Origin of the sequence: Sphingomonas adhaesiva, assembly GCF_036946305.1 — a bacterium.
In the GTDB taxonomy this organism is placed as follows: domain Bacteria; phylum Pseudomonadota; class Alphaproteobacteria; order Sphingomonadales; family Sphingomonadaceae; genus Sphingomonas; species Sphingomonas adhaesiva_B.
Map to the genome: position 1 here is coordinate 539,232 of NZ_JAQIJJ010000003.1, position 15,318 is coordinate 554,549.

The 15,318-nt window shown below is 69.0% G+C and carries 15 protein-coding genes; all 15 read right to left on the reverse strand.

Annotation, left to right across the window (positions count from 1 at the left end; translation table 11 throughout):
- Window positions 1–83: 83 nt before the first annotated feature.
- The 15 genes from PGN14_RS06165 to PGN14_RS06235 all read right to left on the reverse strand — a co-directional run bounded on the left by PGN14_RS06165 (window position 84) and on the right by PGN14_RS06235 (window position 15,294).
- Window positions 84–446 carry a transcriptional regulator domain-containing protein gene (locus tag PGN14_RS06165; RefSeq protein ID WP_335298542.1) on the reverse strand — a complete coding sequence of 121 codons (363 nt, stop codon included), beginning with the start codon at window positions 444–446 and terminating at the stop codon, window positions 84–86.
- Window positions 446–721 (reverse strand): DNA -binding domain-containing protein, encoded by a 276-nt coding sequence (locus tag PGN14_RS06170; RefSeq protein ID WP_335298543.1) that lies wholly within the window; start codon window positions 719–721, stop codon window positions 446–448. Before PGN14_RS06170 ends, PGN14_RS06165 begins: the two co-directional genes overlap by 1 nt.
- Before the next feature lie 98 nt (window positions 722–819).
- Window positions 820–1,086, reverse strand: coding sequence for a helix-turn-helix domain-containing protein (locus PGN14_RS06175; protein ID WP_335298544.1), 267 nt, complete (start codon window positions 1,084–1,086; stop codon window positions 820–822).
- Between the two features lie 182 nt (window positions 1,087–1,268).
- A complete protein-coding gene (locus PGN14_RS06180) occupies window positions 1,269–1,595 on the reverse strand; it encodes a DUF736 domain-containing protein (RefSeq protein WP_335298545.1) in 327 nt (108 codons plus the stop codon).
- Between the two features lie 564 nt (window positions 1,596–2,159).
- Entirely contained in the window at window positions 2,160–2,606 is a 447-nt protein-coding gene (locus PGN14_RS06185; RefSeq protein ID WP_335298546.1) for a hypothetical protein, read from the reverse strand.
- A 139-nt stretch (window positions 2,607–2,745) separates the two neighbouring features.
- Complete coding sequence (locus PGN14_RS06190) at window positions 2,746–2,910, reverse strand: hypothetical protein (RefSeq protein WP_335298547.1); 165 nt, start codon at window positions 2,908–2,910, stop codon at window positions 2,746–2,748.
- Window positions 2,911–3,462: 552 nt separating this feature from the next.
- Complete coding sequence (locus tag PGN14_RS06195) at window positions 3,463–4,122, reverse strand: plasmid pRiA4b ORF-3 family protein (protein ID WP_335298548.1); 660 nt, start codon at window positions 4,120–4,122, stop codon at window positions 3,463–3,465.
- 55 nt (window positions 4,123–4,177) lie between these two features.
- Window positions 4,178–5,110 carry a DUF2493 domain-containing protein gene (locus tag PGN14_RS06200; RefSeq protein WP_335298549.1) on the reverse strand — a complete coding sequence of 311 codons (933 nt, stop codon included), beginning with the start codon at window positions 5,108–5,110 and terminating at the stop codon, window positions 4,178–4,180.
- 323 nt (window positions 5,111–5,433) lie between these two features.
- Window positions 5,434–6,471 (reverse strand): DUF7146 domain-containing protein, encoded by a 1,038-nt coding sequence (locus PGN14_RS06205; RefSeq protein WP_335298550.1) that lies wholly within the window; start codon window positions 6,469–6,471, stop codon window positions 5,434–5,436.
- Window positions 6,471–10,811, reverse strand: coding sequence for a strawberry notch family protein (locus PGN14_RS06210; protein ID WP_335298551.1), 4,341 nt, complete (start codon window positions 10,809–10,811; stop codon window positions 6,471–6,473). Before PGN14_RS06210 ends, PGN14_RS06205 begins: the two co-directional genes overlap by 1 nt.
- A 198-nt stretch (window positions 10,812–11,009) precedes the next feature.
- A complete protein-coding gene (locus PGN14_RS06215; protein ID WP_335298552.1) occupies window positions 11,010–11,381 on the reverse strand; it encodes a DUF6915 family protein in 372 nt (123 codons plus the stop codon).
- Between the two features lie 12 nt (window positions 11,382–11,393).
- Entirely contained in the window at window positions 11,394–11,876 is a 483-nt protein-coding gene (locus PGN14_RS06220) for a DUF6878 family protein (protein WP_335298553.1), read from the reverse strand.
- A 122-nt stretch (window positions 11,877–11,998) separates the two neighbouring features.
- The gene (locus PGN14_RS06225; protein ID WP_335298554.1) at window positions 11,999–12,643 is read right to left on the reverse strand and encodes an antitoxin of toxin-antitoxin stability system; all 645 of its coding nucleotides are present in this window, start codon (window positions 12,641–12,643) and stop codon (window positions 11,999–12,001) included.
- Window positions 12,636–13,052 carry a hypothetical protein gene (locus tag PGN14_RS06230; protein WP_335298555.1) on the reverse strand — a complete coding sequence of 139 codons (417 nt, stop codon included), beginning with the start codon at window positions 13,050–13,052 and terminating at the stop codon, window positions 12,636–12,638. The genes PGN14_RS06225 and PGN14_RS06230 overlap by 8 nt, the downstream gene beginning before the upstream one ends.
- 94 nt (window positions 13,053–13,146) lie before the next feature.
- A complete protein-coding gene (locus tag PGN14_RS06235; protein WP_335298556.1) occupies window positions 13,147–15,294 on the reverse strand; it encodes a ParB/RepB/Spo0J family partition protein in 2,148 nt (715 codons plus the stop codon).
- Between the last annotated feature and the right edge of the window lie 24 nt (window positions 15,295–15,318).

Consider the following 15,318-nt stretch of genomic DNA (forward strand, 5'->3'; position numbering starts at 1 on the left):
CGACCGCCGGGATCGCATCCTCGGTTCCGAACCGGGTCAGCGCGGCCGGTGGCGGCCCAAGGAGAACGACGCTGGTGTCGTCCTCAGGCCGCCAGAAGACCGGCGTGTGCGGCGGGATGGCTTGCGGGTCGACGGCGAAATCGCAACCCCCAGCGCTCCCCGATAAGTTCGGTCATGGCGCCGGCATCGACGTCGGACGCGCTTGCCGCGAAGGTGTCGTAGTCGCGGCTGTAGTCCTCGTTGCGCCGCAGCCATTCCCAGCCGAGATCGGATGCGGACAAGGTTTCGGCGCGGGCATATTCAGTTGGCGAGCGCCACCCGGATGGGTCTGGTGTCACGGTGATCCTCCCCTTCGTCTTGTCACGAATTGCGGGAAAGGCAGACTTCTCGCTTTGAATGGCCGACGGAAGCCACCATGTCGGCACCGGGTGATGTCGCAGCAGCATCACGATGCGCGCTGGCCCTCGCGGACGAGGTGACGGTAGCCCTGCTCGGTCATCCAGCGGGCACGCGCGAGATGGGTGTCGTGCATGTGCCGGCAGCGCTGCGGTTCCGCCGTTGGATCGAGACCGAACAGGACCTGCACGGCCTCGCGCCAGTCGGCTCCGTCGCGCGCGGCGTCGAGCAGCCGGAGATAGAGCACCATGTGCTCGCGATCGTAGTCGGTCAGCTGATCGCCGACCGGCGGATCGTCGAGAAGTCGTGGCGTCGCCTGGCCCATGATGCCTCCATTCTGGAGCATTATCCCCGGTTAATCAGCTTCATCATCGATATGCGCCAGCCAAGCGCCGAGATGTGGCGCTCGTAAGTCCAATTCGCTCAGCGTCGGGGTGGACGGGGCGCTTTCTCGTCGGCCGGATCGTGAAGGAGGAGGACGCCTTCGCCTTTGTCGGTGACGAGCAGGACGATGCCGGCCGCCTCGAAGGCGCGGCGGATCTGGTCACGCGTCGACTCATACACGTCGAGCCCGTTCTCGGACTCGAGGCGCTTGAGGGCGGTAAGCGATACCCGGGCCTCTTCAGCGAGCGTCTCCTGCGTCCAGTTCAGCAACGCGCGCGCGGCCCGCGATTGGCGGGCGGTGATCATGCCCGACCACCACCACCCCGATCCCGGCGCGCGCCAGAACTACGGCTATATTAGTCGCTCTAGCGGTCCAGCGCTACCGTGAACCGGAGCGTGAGCGGTCGTCGCGCCTGCTTGCGGACGATCTGATTCGGCGCTCGCAAGCCGAAGGCCCCGGCCTGTCCGGCCGGGGCCTCGCGCCCGCGTCAGTCGCCTCGCCGACCGTTGGGGCGGGACCAGATCAGCGAGTAGGTGTCGCCGTCTTCGTCGTCGAAGAGGTTGGCGTAGATGGGGGCGGTGAAGCTCGGATCGTCGAGCTTGAGGCCGAGATAGTCGCGGCCCTCGTTGGAGCGCTTGGACCAGGCGGCGCCGATCTCGACGCGGCCGACCAGCACGCGGTGGCTGGGGGCGTTGTCGCCCGAGCGGCTGCTTTCCGGGACGATGCGGACGCCCTTGGCCTGGACGCTGAGGGTGACGATCTCGCCGGTGAACTCGTTCGAGGCGGTCTTCTTGAAGGTGCCGATGGTCGCCATGATGGTCTTCCGTTCCTTGTTCCCGAGCCCGCACCGTTGCGGCCTCGATGGCGATCCAGGGGCCGGAGGCGACCGCCGCCGCATCGCACCGCGACCGAAGCGCCAGCGGAGGATGGCGGGGACGCGGCTTTCTTGCCTCGCGAGGAACGGGCGAAGCCCGGGGGAAGAAAGTCGTGGACACGCCGTTGCGGCTCAGGCAGTCGAGGCGCAGCCGTCCTTCGGCCAGATCAGCCCATCACAGAGGCCATTCGGAGCGGGCGTCGGACAAGGGGAAAGCGGAGACGATGGCGTTCATCCGTGCCGCATCAGAAAACCGGACCGGGTTCTGAGGCCGTCACAGCCTCGAACAGGCAGGAGCACCGTTCGTCTCGGGACATGCCGCACGGGATCACCACGCCTCCAAACTGTACGCCGGCCGTTGCAAGATCGCAGCTGCCCCGAGGACGCTCACCTGCGGGACACGCATCGCTGCGTCATCGCCACGGCCTGATCAACCGCTTTCGGCAAACCTCCCGGACGACGGGGCGGAGATCGACGGCCATGTTGGTCTGGCGAACAGGACAGTCAGTTAGCCGCGCCCGGTGTGAGTACCCGACCGGAAGGCCCGGCCGCCATGCCAACGAGCCGCACGAACGCCGTCGCCCCCACCGCCATAGCGCCCGTCGCCGAGAACACCGTCTGCCACGCGCCGGACGGCATCAGATGCTGCACGATGCCGTGCGTCGCATGGTAGCCTGCGATGATCGCGGGGGCTACGAAGACGGACGCGATCAGCGCTCGCGCCCCGGTCGGCCGCACGGTGGCGAGCAGCGCCTGGCCGCCGCCGAAGGTGAGCCCGGCCGCGAGCGCGCCGACGACGATGGCGCCGAGCCAGCCCGCGCCGGTGTGGAAAGCCCAGGTGCCAGCGGTCACGCCGACGAAGAAGGGCAGCGCGAAGACCGCGAGCGTGAACAGCAGCCAGCAGAAGAAGCCGATCGTCGCGATCGACAACAAGATACCCAGGACGATCATGGTGGTGTCTCCGTGAGAATAGGTCTGACGGTCGCGCCTCCACCACCACCGCGGCGCGGGTCCGACGTAGCAGAAAGGGCCTCTCGCGGGGAGCGCAAACCGATCCGGTCGGCGCTCGGCGTCGATGATCCGCACGCCCTTACGGGCTGTAGGGATCCATCTCGGCGACCACTTCGACGTCGGCGTCGATCTCTGCGGCGGGCGCGACCGAGAAGCTGCCGTCGCCGGCGCGGAAGATCGCGATCGTGACCATCAGCGTGGTGGCGAGGCTGAAGGCGAAGGCGTGTGCGTCGGTGAGGGACATCGGTCCGGCTCCTGTTCCGAGCGGAGGACCATCCCCCGCTGACAGGCGCCCGATGTGTCGGGCGGAGCGCTGCGATCACCGCGGAGGCGAAGCCGCAGCGGCGGCATGCTCGCATAGCCGACCCCGAAGCGGGTTGATCGTATGAAGCGATCCGTCTGACCAAGGATCAGCGCAGAGAAGCGGGGGTGGTGTTCCGCATCCCGGACAGGTGTCAGATGGCCTCCTTCAACGGCTCGGACTTCTTGCCGTCGTGTGCCAACCCGCGGGTGATCATGCACGAGGTCAGTGCTGAATGGCTCGTAGATGAACGTAGCAGCCTTTGGCAGGTCACCGGACGCTGGGGTGTCAGCCGGCAGGTCGTATTGGGGAACGGTGCTGTGGAACGCCGGTAATGCTACCTGAAAATTCGCCGCCGCCCGCGTTAGCGATTGAAGCCGTATGGCGGAGACGCGGGCACCGTGGCTCCGGCGAAGCCGAAAGCGCGGCCCGTAGGGCAACGCCCGTACGATCGGTATGTCGGAGAGACCGGTTTGAACCTGCCCGATTGCCCGATTAAGTGACAGACTTCCTAGGTTTCGGCTGATGCAGCCGCCGCTTTACACCCGGTTTCAATGCGCCGCGCATATCCTTGCTCACCATCGCAAGATCGAACCACTCGGGGTCGAAATGGCCGCCGCACCAGCGATTGGTCTCCTTATACTCGGGGTGCTTCGGATCCGCGATCACGTCGAGGAACTGCTCGTATCCGGGGATGCCGCCAACATCTTCGGGCGGGCGTGCACGGGCACCGTCGATACAGGTCGCGTGGAGCGGAGCGGGATCGAGGAACAGCATGTCCTCGATCTCGATCGTATGATGCCAGTCGTCGCCGAAGTCGTAGAGGTAGGCGAACGAAATCGCGTCACCTCGGAAGTCACGCAGGCGGATCTCACGTTCGTCGAAGACGCGCAGGTCGCCATCGACCGAGCCCTCGTCGGAGAGCGCGGCATCGCCATACCGAAGGCCGCCGATCTGGAACTCGTGAAGATGGTAGTTCCACCAGTTGAACGCCGCCTGGATGACGAGGTGCAGCTGGGCGAGATCCCATGCTGCCGGCACCACCAGCCGACGCCAGACGGGTGGATCGATGCCGTCGATGGACACCCTGAGCTGAATGGCGTTGGGAGGTACGAACATGAAGGCGAGCAGAGCGGCAGGCAGTTCCGGCGTCAAGCGCTAGACTACCTGAATGCCGCCGTGGCTTTCTCAGTTGGCTGTCAGGCGGCGTTCATGCGCCGCCCGTGTCGAACCGCCAGACCGGGATGCCGAGCTTCTTCGCCTTGTCGGCGAGATTGTCCTGGATGCCGGTGCCGGGCCAGACGAGGATGCCGATCGGCAGGACGGAGAGCATCGCGTCGTTGCGCTTGAAGGGCGCGGCCTTCGAGTGCTTCGTCCAGTCGGGCTTGAAGGCGACCTGCGGCACCTTGCGGTGATCGGCCCAGCGCGAGGCGATCAGTTCGGCGCCTTTCGGTGAGCCGCCGTGCAGTAGCACCATGTCGGGGTGCTTCGCGTGAACCTGATCGAGCCTGGCCCAGATGCGCTGGTGGTCGGTGCAGTCGAGGCCGCCGGTGAAGGCGATCTTGGGGCCGGCCGGCAGCATCACCTCGGTCTCGGCGCGGCGCTTGGCGGCGAGGAAGTCGCGGCTGTCGATCATCGCGGCGGTGAGGTTGCGATGGTTGACCATCGAGCCGGTGCGCGGGCGCCAGGGTGAGCGGGTCAGGCGCTCGAAGGCATCCGCGGCTTGGTCGCGCATCACCTCGAAGGCGTCGCGGCGTTCGAGGAGCGTCTGTCCCTCGGCGATGTGGCGTTCCAGCTCGACCGACTTCACCTCGGAGCCGTCCTGCTCGCGCTGGCCGCGCTTCTGCGCCTGCTCGTTGTCGTCCAGCTCGCGCTCGATGCGGTCGGTGGCGCGATGGAAGAGGTTGACGGTGGACCAGAGGAGATCGTCGAGGTCGGGTTCGAGGCGGGTGTCCTGCAGCGTTCCGGCGATGGCGTCGAAGATGTCGGCGATCATGCCGGCGACGTGGGTGCCCTCGGGCAGCGGGCGGGGGTCGGGCTCATCCTGGAAGGGGCGGTAGCCGTAGAGCTGAAGCTCCTGGAGGACGTGGTCGGTGGGTGAGGCCTGGTGTTCGGGCTCGTGGTCGTCGTGGTGGCGGGCCATGGGGCTGTTCCTTCGCCGGTGACCGCGACCCTCGCGGCCTTCCATGGCGACGACAGCCGTCGGGCGGTCCGGCCTTGCACCCGGCGCGGCACGCGACCGGGCCGGAGCACAGCGGAGGATGGCGAAGGCCGGCGATTTTGCCTCGCGATGCAAAGCCGAAGGCGGCGGAAAATCGTCGGCCGCAGCCATTGCCGGGCCGGGCCGTTTGACGGCCGTTCGCCCTCTCGGAAGGCCTCGGTCGCGGTTCTCTCCGGCGGCAGCAAGATCGGACCCACCGCCACCGCGGCGACCGCGTGCCCGATCGTGCCGTTCCCGCTACCGGCTCACGCCGCCAGCGCCATCAGCCGAGCGACGTCCTGCGGCAGAAGCTGCGCCCGGAGCGCCGCCCGCAGTCCCTCGACGCCGAACGCCATGAGATCGTCGTTGAAGTCGCCGAGCGTCGGCACCAGCACCACCGCCTCGATCCCGACCGCCTCCGCACGGGCCGCCAGCATCGCCGCCATCGCCTCCCCAGCATCGCCGTTGTCGCGTGCGACATAGAGCCGCCGCAACGTGTCCGGGAGAGCCAAGGCGCCGAGGTGAGCCGCAGAGAGCGCCGCCACAGCGGCCAAGTCGGGCAACGCCGACCGCAGCGACAGTATCGTTTCGATGCCCTCGCCGGCCGCCTGCACGTCGGTGCCGATGCCGAACCGGACTCCGTGCCCGTTGAGGTCGCCCATTGCCTTCCGCTGCGTGTCGACCGGCGCCTTGCCGGAGCCGTCGGGGGCGAGCCAGGTGCGGTGCGCGCCGGTCTGCCGACCGGTGAGATCGGTGACGCGGGCGAGCAACGCCGGCCACGTCTCGCTCGGGCCGTCGTCGGGCCGGTAGTAGCAGCGCGGATGGAAACGGAGCGCGTCGGTTCCGTGCAGAGCCGTGATGCCGCGTTTGCGGAGATACGTCTTTGCGACCGTGCCCGCGATCGGCATACCCATCGCGAAGAGCCGCCGTGCCGCCTCGGTCGAGCCCGACGGGGCGGGTGTCGATCTATGGTGATGCTCTTCCGGCCCCGGCTCGGGATGCCGCAGGCTGAGGAAGGCGCGGGCTTCCTCGGCGACATCGGCGAAGTCGATCAAGCCGAGGCTCTCCCGGATCACGTCGAGCAGGTCGCCATGCTCGCCCGTCGCCATGTCGTTGAACTTGCCCGCAGGCCCCTTTGGGCTGTCCTTCAGCCGCACGAACATCGAGCGGCCGGGCGTGTTGCGCACGTCGCCGACCTGCCAATAGTTGCCCTGCCGCCGTCCGGCGCCGAGATAGTGACGGCACACCGCCTCGGCCTGTCGGCAGAGACACTGCGCCAGGTCGGATGCGTCGAGCCGGGCCATCACGCCGCCTCCCGTTCGGCGACGCGCGCGATAGCATAGGTGTTGAGCAGCCGGGCGAGCACGGTCGGTCCCTCTGTGCCGACCGGCACGAAGAAGCGCAGCTTCCACGAGATGATCTCGGTGAAGAGGCCGTAGGCGCGCAGCCGCTCGCGCATGGCCTCGGTGAAGCCGGTCAGCTCGATGCGATTGCCCGCCATCACCCGGACGCGGCGAAGCTGGAGACCCTCGGCGAGGTCGAGGATGGTCCGGCCCTCGACCAACGCGGCATAGGCCTGATCGGGCGTCAACGCCGGCGTGCCGGTGGCGAGCGCGTTCGCTGCCCAGCCGGCCGAAACGCGGCGGCCGATAATGCGTTCGCCGTCATCGGCCTGAAGCCGGTAGACGCGCGTCGACTCGTTCGGCAGCTGCTTCCAGATCGGCAACAGCAGGCCAGCGACCATGTGGAGAGTGGTGTCGGCGAACTCGGGCACATCGGCCAGCTCCGCCTCCCACGCTGTCACGAAGGCGGCGCGGTCAGCCTCGGCCCAGTGGCTGTCGGCGAGGGTATGAAGCGGCAGCCCGTGCGCCTCCATCGGCCGGATGAGCCGGATCCGCCGCTCGATCTCGCCATCGTCGAGCATCAGCGACGGCGCGGGCACCTGCACGGCGGCGCGGCCCGAGCGCTCGTTGATCAGCAGTCGCGCGACGCGCTCGTGGCCCCAAGAGAGCGCATCCTCGACCGTCACCGGCCGGTTGCGCCGCCGCTCGGTGATCGTCAGCAGCCGCGTCTCGGCGCCGGTGCGCGGATGGGTGTAGATCGTCTGCCGGTCGGTGACTTTGAAGCTCTCTGCCGTCAGCGTCTCCAGCCCGACATCGTAGATGCCCGCCGCGATGGCGCCCTCGACCTTGGCCGCGAGAAGCTGCTCGAAGGTGGTGAAGAGAATGCCTTGGAGCGCGATGGTGAGCGCGAGCAGCCGATTGAGGAAGGTCGTGATCGGCGGCAGCTCGTCCTTGATGCCGCCGGTGGCGTCGAGCAGCTTCAAGCCGGTCGCGGCCTCGAACGTCTCCAGCGAGCAGCCCTCGATCTTGCCGCGCACGAGCAGCAGGTAGAGCTGTCGCAGAGCGTCGCGGGCATAAGGGCTTTCGAGATTGTCCTCGGGCCGGAACAGGCCGGCGCCGCCGGTCTGCCGCTGCCCGCGGGTGATCGCGCCGAGCGTGTCGAGCCGGCGAGCGATGGTGGAGAGGAAGCGCTTCTCGGCCTTCACGTCGGTCGCGATCGGGCGGAAGAGCGGCGGCTGCGCCTGGTTGGTGCGGTGGGTGCGCCCGAGCCCCTGGATCGCGGCGTCGGCCTTCCAGCCGGCCTCCAAGAGGTAGTGGACACGCAGTCGCCGGTTCCGGGCCGACAGCTCGGCATGGTAGGAGCGCCCGGTGCCGCCGGCATCGGAGAAGACCAGGATGCGCTTCACATCGTCCATGAACGCAGCGGTCTCGGCGAGGTTAGCCGAGGCGGGACGGGTTTCGACTGCGAGCCGGTCGCCGCCGCCGGGCGTCGCCTTGCGCACGATCCGGCGCGAGCGGCCGGTCACCTCCGCCACCATGTCCGTGCCGAAGTGCTGGACAAGCTGGTCGAGCGCGCCCGGAACGGGGTCGAGGCCGGCGAGGTGCTCGATGAGTTCGTCACGGCAACGGACGGCCTCGCGGCTCTCGACCGGCTGGCCGTCGCGGAAGACGGGCCGCGAGGACAGGTTGCCCTCGCCATCGGTGAACGGCTCGTAGAGCTGCACCGGGAAGGAATGCGCGAGGTAATCGAGGACGTACTCGCGCGGCGTGATGTCGACGCGGACGTCTCCCCATTCCTCGGTGGGGATCTCGGCAAGCCGGCGTTCCATCAGCGCCTCGCCGGTGGAGACGATCTGGACGACGGCGGCATGGCCCACAGCGAGGTCTGCCTCGATCGCGGCGACCAGCGTCGGCGTCTTCATCGAGGTGAGGAGATGGCCGAAGAAGCGCTGCTTGGCGCTCTCGAAGGCCGAGCGGGCGGCGGACTTGGCCTGACGGTTCAGCGTGGCGTCCCCGCCCGTGATGTTGGCGGCTCGCATCGCGGCGTCGAGGTTGTTGTGGATGACCGCGAAGCCTTCAGCATAGGCATCGTAGATGCGGACCTGCGCCGGCGTCAGCGCATGGTCGAGCATATCGTACTCGACCCCGTCGAACGACAGCGAGCGGGCCGTGTAGAGGCCAAGCGCGCGCAGGTCGCGGGCAAGCACCTCCATCGCCGCAACGCCGCCGTCCTCGATCGCGGCGACGAACTCGGCCCGGCCGGCGAAGGGGAAGTCCTCGCCGCCCCAGAGGCCGAGCCGCTGCGCATAGGCGAGGTTGTGGACGCTGGTCGCACCCGTTGCCGAGACGTAGACGACCCGCGCGTTCGGCAGCGCGTGCTGGAGACGCAGGCCCGCGCGGCCCTGCTGCGAGGGGGCGGCGTCGCCGCGCTCGCCCTTCGAGCCTGCGGCGTTCTGCATGGCATGGCTCTCGTCGAAGACGATCACTCCCTCGAAGTCGGGCCCAAGCCATTCCACGATCTGGCGGACGCGCGAAAGCTTCTCGGCCTTCGCATCGAAGCGCAGCGTGGCATAGGTGGTGAACAGGACGCCTTCGCTGAGCGGAATGGCCTTGCCCTGCGGGAAGCGTGACAGCGGGGTGACCAGCAGGCGCTCCATGCCGAGCGCCGCCCAGTCGCGCTGCGCGTCCTCGATCAGCTTGTCGGACTTCGAGATCCAGACCGCCTTGCACCGCCCCTGCAGCCAGTTGTCGAGGAGGATGGCGGCGGACTCGCGGCCCTTGCCGACGCCGGTGCCGTCACCGATCATGAAGCCTTGCCGGAAGCGGACGGCGGTCTCGGCGTCGTCGCGCGCGGCGGAGACGAGGTCGAGCGTCTCGTCCACCGTCCACGATCCGGCGAGATGGGCGCTGTGCGCCTCGCCGGCATAGATCACGGTCTCGAGCTGCGCGGCGGACAGGCGCTCGCGGATGTCGGCGGGCAGCATCGGACGGTAGCCGGGCTTGGGCGGCGCGACGCTCGCCATCGCCGCCGACTGGACGAGGGTCGTCGGGTGCGGCCGCGCGTCGGGGATACGGATCGCCTGCAAGCCGTAGGTCTCGTAGATCGCTTCGGTCAGGTGTGCGCCCTCGGGCGGTGTCCAGTCCACGGTCTCGTAGGCGAGCGGGACCCCTGCGGGATCGGTATCGATGGCCGACGCCGGACGGGAAGCCGGCGTGCGCGCGAGATAGCCGCGTACGGTCTTCGGCGTGACGGCCGCGACGGGAACGGCAGCGGCTGGTAGCGTCACCGGCAGGCGCGGTGGCAGATCGCGCTCGATCCAGCCCAGCAGCGTCGCCACGTCCGGCGCCATGCCCATCGACGCGGGCGGCCGAACCGGATCGTCCGCGGCCCGCTTGTCGATCACGGTCAGCCGCGTCGGAAAGCTGGTGCCGTGCTTCGCATAGACCGAGCCGGCGACCGTCGCGGTGAATACGACCGTGCCCGTTTCCTGCAACCGGACGAAGGCGTCGCGCCAGTCGGGCAGGTCCGGGCCGACATTGGCGCCGGTAATCGCCACCAGCCGGCCGCCGGGTGCGAGCCGCGCCAGTGCCGAGGCGACATGGCGGAGGCCCGCGTCGGCAACGCGGCCGGCGACATGCGCCATCGCCGAGAACGGCGGGTTCATCAGCACCACGGACGGCACCACGCCGGGATCGAGATGGTCGTCGATCTGCGCCGCGTCGAAGCGCGTGACGGAAATGGCCGGGAAGAGCTGGGCGAGCAGGTCGGCGCGGGTAGCGGCCAGCTCGTTGAGGATCGGCGCGGCGCCGGCCGTCTGCGCCAGGATGGCGAGCAGGCCGGTGCCGGCGGAGGGCTCCAGCACGCGGTCGGCCGGCGTAATCGCGGCGGCGGTCAGCGCGGCGAGCCCGAGCGGCAGCGGCGTCGAGAACTGCTGCATCGCCTGGCTCTCCTCGGAGCGCCGGGTGTGCGTCGGCAGGAGGGCGGCGATCTTCGCCAGCACGGACAAACGTGCAGCCGGAGACGCGGCTTTGCGGAACAGCGCCTTGCCGTATTTGCGCAGGAACAGGATGGTCGCGACCTCGCCCGCCTCGTAGGCGAGCTTCCAGTCCCAGGCGCCGGCGGCGTCCGACGCGCCGAAGGCGGACTCCATCGCGTCGCGCAGCATCGCGGTATCGACGGGAGCGCCGCGCTCGAGATGCGGCAGCAGCAGGTTCGCGGCAGCGAGGATGGGGGCGGCCGGATCACGGCCAAGCGGGATTGGCGCGGCCGCCAGGCCGGGTACGGGAAGCATGACGTTCATGGGAAACACCTCGGGAGAGTGGGATGGACGGCACCCCCGCGACGCTCTCTCTCGATCCGCCGGGGCTCACTCCCGGCCGGCCCCGCTCTGCCTCTCGATGCCGGGCATGAAAAAAGCGCCCGATCGCAAGGATCGGGCGCTTCGTAGTGGTTTTAGGGACCGCTTTCTCTCTCGATGGCGGCGAAGATCGCCAACGCCTCAAGCTGCGTTCGCCGGACCGGCCGGCGGCTCGACCTCGGTCTCGATGCGCTGCGCCCTGCCCATCCAGGGCTCGGGCCGGATCGTCTTCACCCAGTCGGCGAAGGACGGGATGTGCCCGAGATCCTCGCGCACATGCTGCTCGGCGACCCAGCGGGTCGGGATGACGCGGCCGGTGGACAGCGTCAGCGTCGGCCCGAAGATCGTCTCCGCCATGAAGATGCCTTCGGCATGATGGCGGAGCGCCCGGTGCCGGAAGTCGGCGGTGATCTGCTTGCTCTCGTCGAACCAGCTATGGACGGGCAGATAGTCCTCGACCGTGCCGCCCCATTTACGGACCGACGACAGGGCGTGATGATAGGGATGCGCCATCGCCCGTCTCCTTCAGAACTCGTGGGTGTAGTTGTTGGTGGCGGTGTAGCGCTCGTCGTAGTCGAGGCTGATCGTGGCCGCTGCGACGTCGAACACGAACTCGCCGTAAGCGCCGTCGTTGTTCTCCCAGCCGCTATGGGTATCTCCGAGATAGTCGTAGGCGAGCCGCTCGATGACCTCGCCGAGCGGCAGGTCGCGGCTGACGGGATCGCTCGTGCCCCATTCGGCCGACAGGAACGGCACCGTCGCCTCGGGAAGCTCGATCGGCTCGTCTCCGGCGCGGGCGTCCATGCTTTCGATCTGGCCGCTGTCGCCGTAGCCGTCGAAGGTCACGATGACCTCCGTGACGCCGGCTTCCGCCAGCGCGGCGAACAGCGCCGCCTTGTTGGTCGCGCGCTGTACGCTGTTCAGCGCCTCGTATGCGGCGAGCGTCCGGGCATAGGCCTCGATCGACGGATCGCGCGCCGTTGCGGGCGAAAGCACAGGATCGGACATTAGGGGTTCTCCGGGAGAGCGGAAGAGGGGAATGGCCGGACAGCGCTCTCTCTCTCGACCGCCCAGGCTCGGTCCCTCCCGGCCCCGCTCTCCCTCTGCACCGCGGGCGCTCCGATGCGGCCTCAGCCGAAGCGACGCCCCTCGTCGGTGAAGCTGTAGCCGTTGGCGAGGATCGCGGCATCGACCTCGGCGTCGGACGTCAGATGTTCGTACTCGGCCTCCAGCCGCCGGTAGAGCCAGCGCGCCAAGTCGCGCAGCGCCTCGGCGACGGCTTCCTCGGCTCCGGACGTCATGTCCTGCCCGGTCGGGCTGTCGCGCTCCACCGCGATCGCCATGCTGTGCTCGTGGTAGTACCGGCCACGATGCCGGATGTCGGCGCGCAGCTGGTAGAAGTTGCGGCGCTGGATCGCCCCGAGCGCGTCGGCGATGGCATGGAGATCGGTGTCACGCGGCGCATGGGCACGGATGGCGGCCGCTCCACCGGGCGCATAGGCATAGCGGCCTTCGAAGCAGGCCCCATCACCCTGGCTCCAGAAGCCGGAAAAGAAGATGCAGGGCTTCGCCCGCGTGCCGCCGCCGAACAGGCGGACGGACACGGTGCGAAGCTCGACGCCGAGGATCGTGCAGACGCGCGCGAAGTCGTCGTAGACGGCCTCGTGCCAGTCATAGTCAAAGCCGGTCCGACGGAACCAGGCGCGGGCGCGTTCGCGCGCCGCCTCGTCCAGCTCTTCGAGGCGGTAGACCACGGTTTCGATCACCTCAGGCATGGGGGTCACCCCCGTCCAGCACGATGGCGAGCCAGCCGTCGGTGTCGGTCCAGCCGACCGTCTCGCCGGTCGCCAGATCGAGGACGTGCGCGCCGCCGCCGAAGCCGTCGAGCCGCGGCTTCGAGCAGGTGTTGGCATATTGGAAGCCCCAGCGGCCGGTCAGAGCGAAGGCGGCGGCGCAGCGGCGGACGAAGGCGATCAGCCGCTCGGGATCGCCGGTTCCGTCGTCGCGCATCCACAGCATCGTGCCGCCATGCTCGGGCTGGATCGACAGGAGGAAGCCTTCAGACGGCGGCTCCTCGGACGCGCCGTCCTCGGACAGGGCGTTGTAGAGGTCGAGGGCACGGGCGGCATTGTCGGGCGTGCCGACATCGAGGGTGCAGGAGAAGTGAGTAACATAGTCGGCCATGACGGGCTCCAGACGTGAAGCGGCCCGGCGGACGAGGCCGGGCCGAACGGGGAACGGACGGGGAGCGGCGACGCACCGCTCCCCACGGGCGGGATCACTCGGCGGCGAGCAGTATGTGTCCGTCGTCCTCGGCGGGATCGTCCTCGCCATCCTCGGCGAGGAAGGCCGGCAGGTCGGCATCGCCATCCGTGCCGATCTCGTCGACGAGCGCGGCGTCCCCATCGGCCGATCGCAGCGGCTCGGGCAGCCAGCCGCTGTCGGCGAGCAGGCGTTCGGCCTCCTTCGCCATCTCGCCCTTCTTTAGATGGTCGATGAGCTGTGCCGCGCGATCGCCCGCGCCCTCGCGCACCGCTTCGAGGATGCGCGCCTTCGTGACCCGGCCGAGATAGTTCGTCTGGGTCGGCCGCCAGCCCGCCGTCACCATGTCGAGCCCGGTCGCGTGCGCCAGCCGGTCGGCCTGGGCCAGCCGGACGCCGAGACCATGCTCGGAGATGCCGTGTGCGCCATAGGGGTTCGGCTTCTCGTAGAGCGCGTTGACCCCGAAAGCGACGCAGTGCGCGAGGAGCGCCATGCGGCTGGCCTCGTCCAGCGCCGCGAGCCAATCCCACAGCGCATCGTCGTCCTCGGGCAGGTCGGCCGCCCACGCCGCCTGGCGCTCGTCCATGGCGCGCGCGGACAGGCTGTCCTTCAGGTCGTCGGCCTGCGCCAGGAAGTAGACCTGCCGGACCGAGGCTTCGAGGCAGCCGGATGTGGACCGATGGCGGAAGGTGTCGAGCACCAGCTTGTGCAGCAGCGCCGTCATGGCGACGTGCGGATTGCCGGCGATGGCATCGCGCAGCGCGAGCGTGCGATGAGCGGTCAGTTCCGCCAGCAGCCGGTCGGGCAGCGGGCGGATGCCGTCTTCCTCCTCCGGCTCGGGCTGCGCCACCGGCTCGCCGCCGATGGTGATGATCGCCCGCTGCACCACCGGCATGGCGGCGGTCACGCTGCCGAGCGACACGGCGTCGACCGTGCCGTCGTCACCGCTGTCCGCCTCGCCCTCAGCGGCGAACGCCGCCTCATCCTCGGGCCGGACGTAGCCGCGATCGACCAGCAGCGTGCCGTCGTTGCCGATCGACACGAACACGCCCGCTTGGCCGATCTCGGCCGGATCGTAGTGCACCGGCCGCTCGTCGAAGGCGGCCAGCGCCGTCTCGATCTCGCCAAGCCGCTCGTCCACCGCGTCGGGCAGTTCGTCGGCGTCCTCGTACTCGGAAACGAGCCGGTCGTTCTCCTCCGTCAGCGCCGCGATCGTCGCCTCCTCTTCGGCGGTGAGGTCGAGCGACGTGCCGACGAGCGCACGCAGGCCAGTGGCGACGCCGTAAGGCAGGCTCACCGCCGCCTCGACCCACATCCAGCCTTCGCCCGCGATCTCGTCGGCGATCGACTTCAGCTTCTCGGAGACGAGCCGGTCGAGCAGGCCGACATCCTGCAACCAGCCGCCGTCGTCGGACTCGAACAGGTCGCGCAGCACCCCGCCGCCTGCCGCCTCGTACGCCTCGATCCCGACGAACCGCGCCCGCTTCTCGGCGGCGCGCACCGCCTTCTCGGTCAGCATGCGCCGGATCTGCCAAGGCTCCTTCTGCCACGAGCCGCGGATCGCATCCCAGACCTCCCCCTGCCGCGCATGGTCCTCCGAGACGGTGAAGGCCATGAGCTGCTCCAGCGTCATGCCGTCGTCGGCATAGACCTCGAGGAGCGCGGGCGACACAGAGGCGAGGCGCAGCCGCTGCTTCACGACGTTGACGCCGACAAAGAAGGCGGCGGCGATCGCCTCCTCGGTCATGCCCTTGGTCCGCATCGCCTGGAAGGCGCGATACTGGTCGAGCGGGTGGAGCGGCGCGCGCTCGTCGTTCTCGGCGAGCGAGATCTCCTCGACGAGGATATCGCTATGGGCGTCCGACACGACGCAGGGCACGGGGGCGGTCTTGGGCAAGCGCTTCTGCTTCACCAGGAGTTCCAGCGCGCGATAGCGGCGGCCGCCGGCCGGAACCTCGAACATGCCGGTCTCCGCGCCCTCGGTGTCCAGCACGGCACGGACATGCAGCGACTGGATCAGGCCGCGCCGGGCGATCGAGGCGGCCAGTTCCTCGACCGAGACGCCGGCCTTGATCTGCCGGACGTTGGCTTGGCTCAGCACCAGCTTGTTGAAGGGGATGTCGCGCGACGACGCGAGGGTGATCTTCTGAACGGCTGTCGCCATGGTCGTTACTCCGCGACGGGCGCC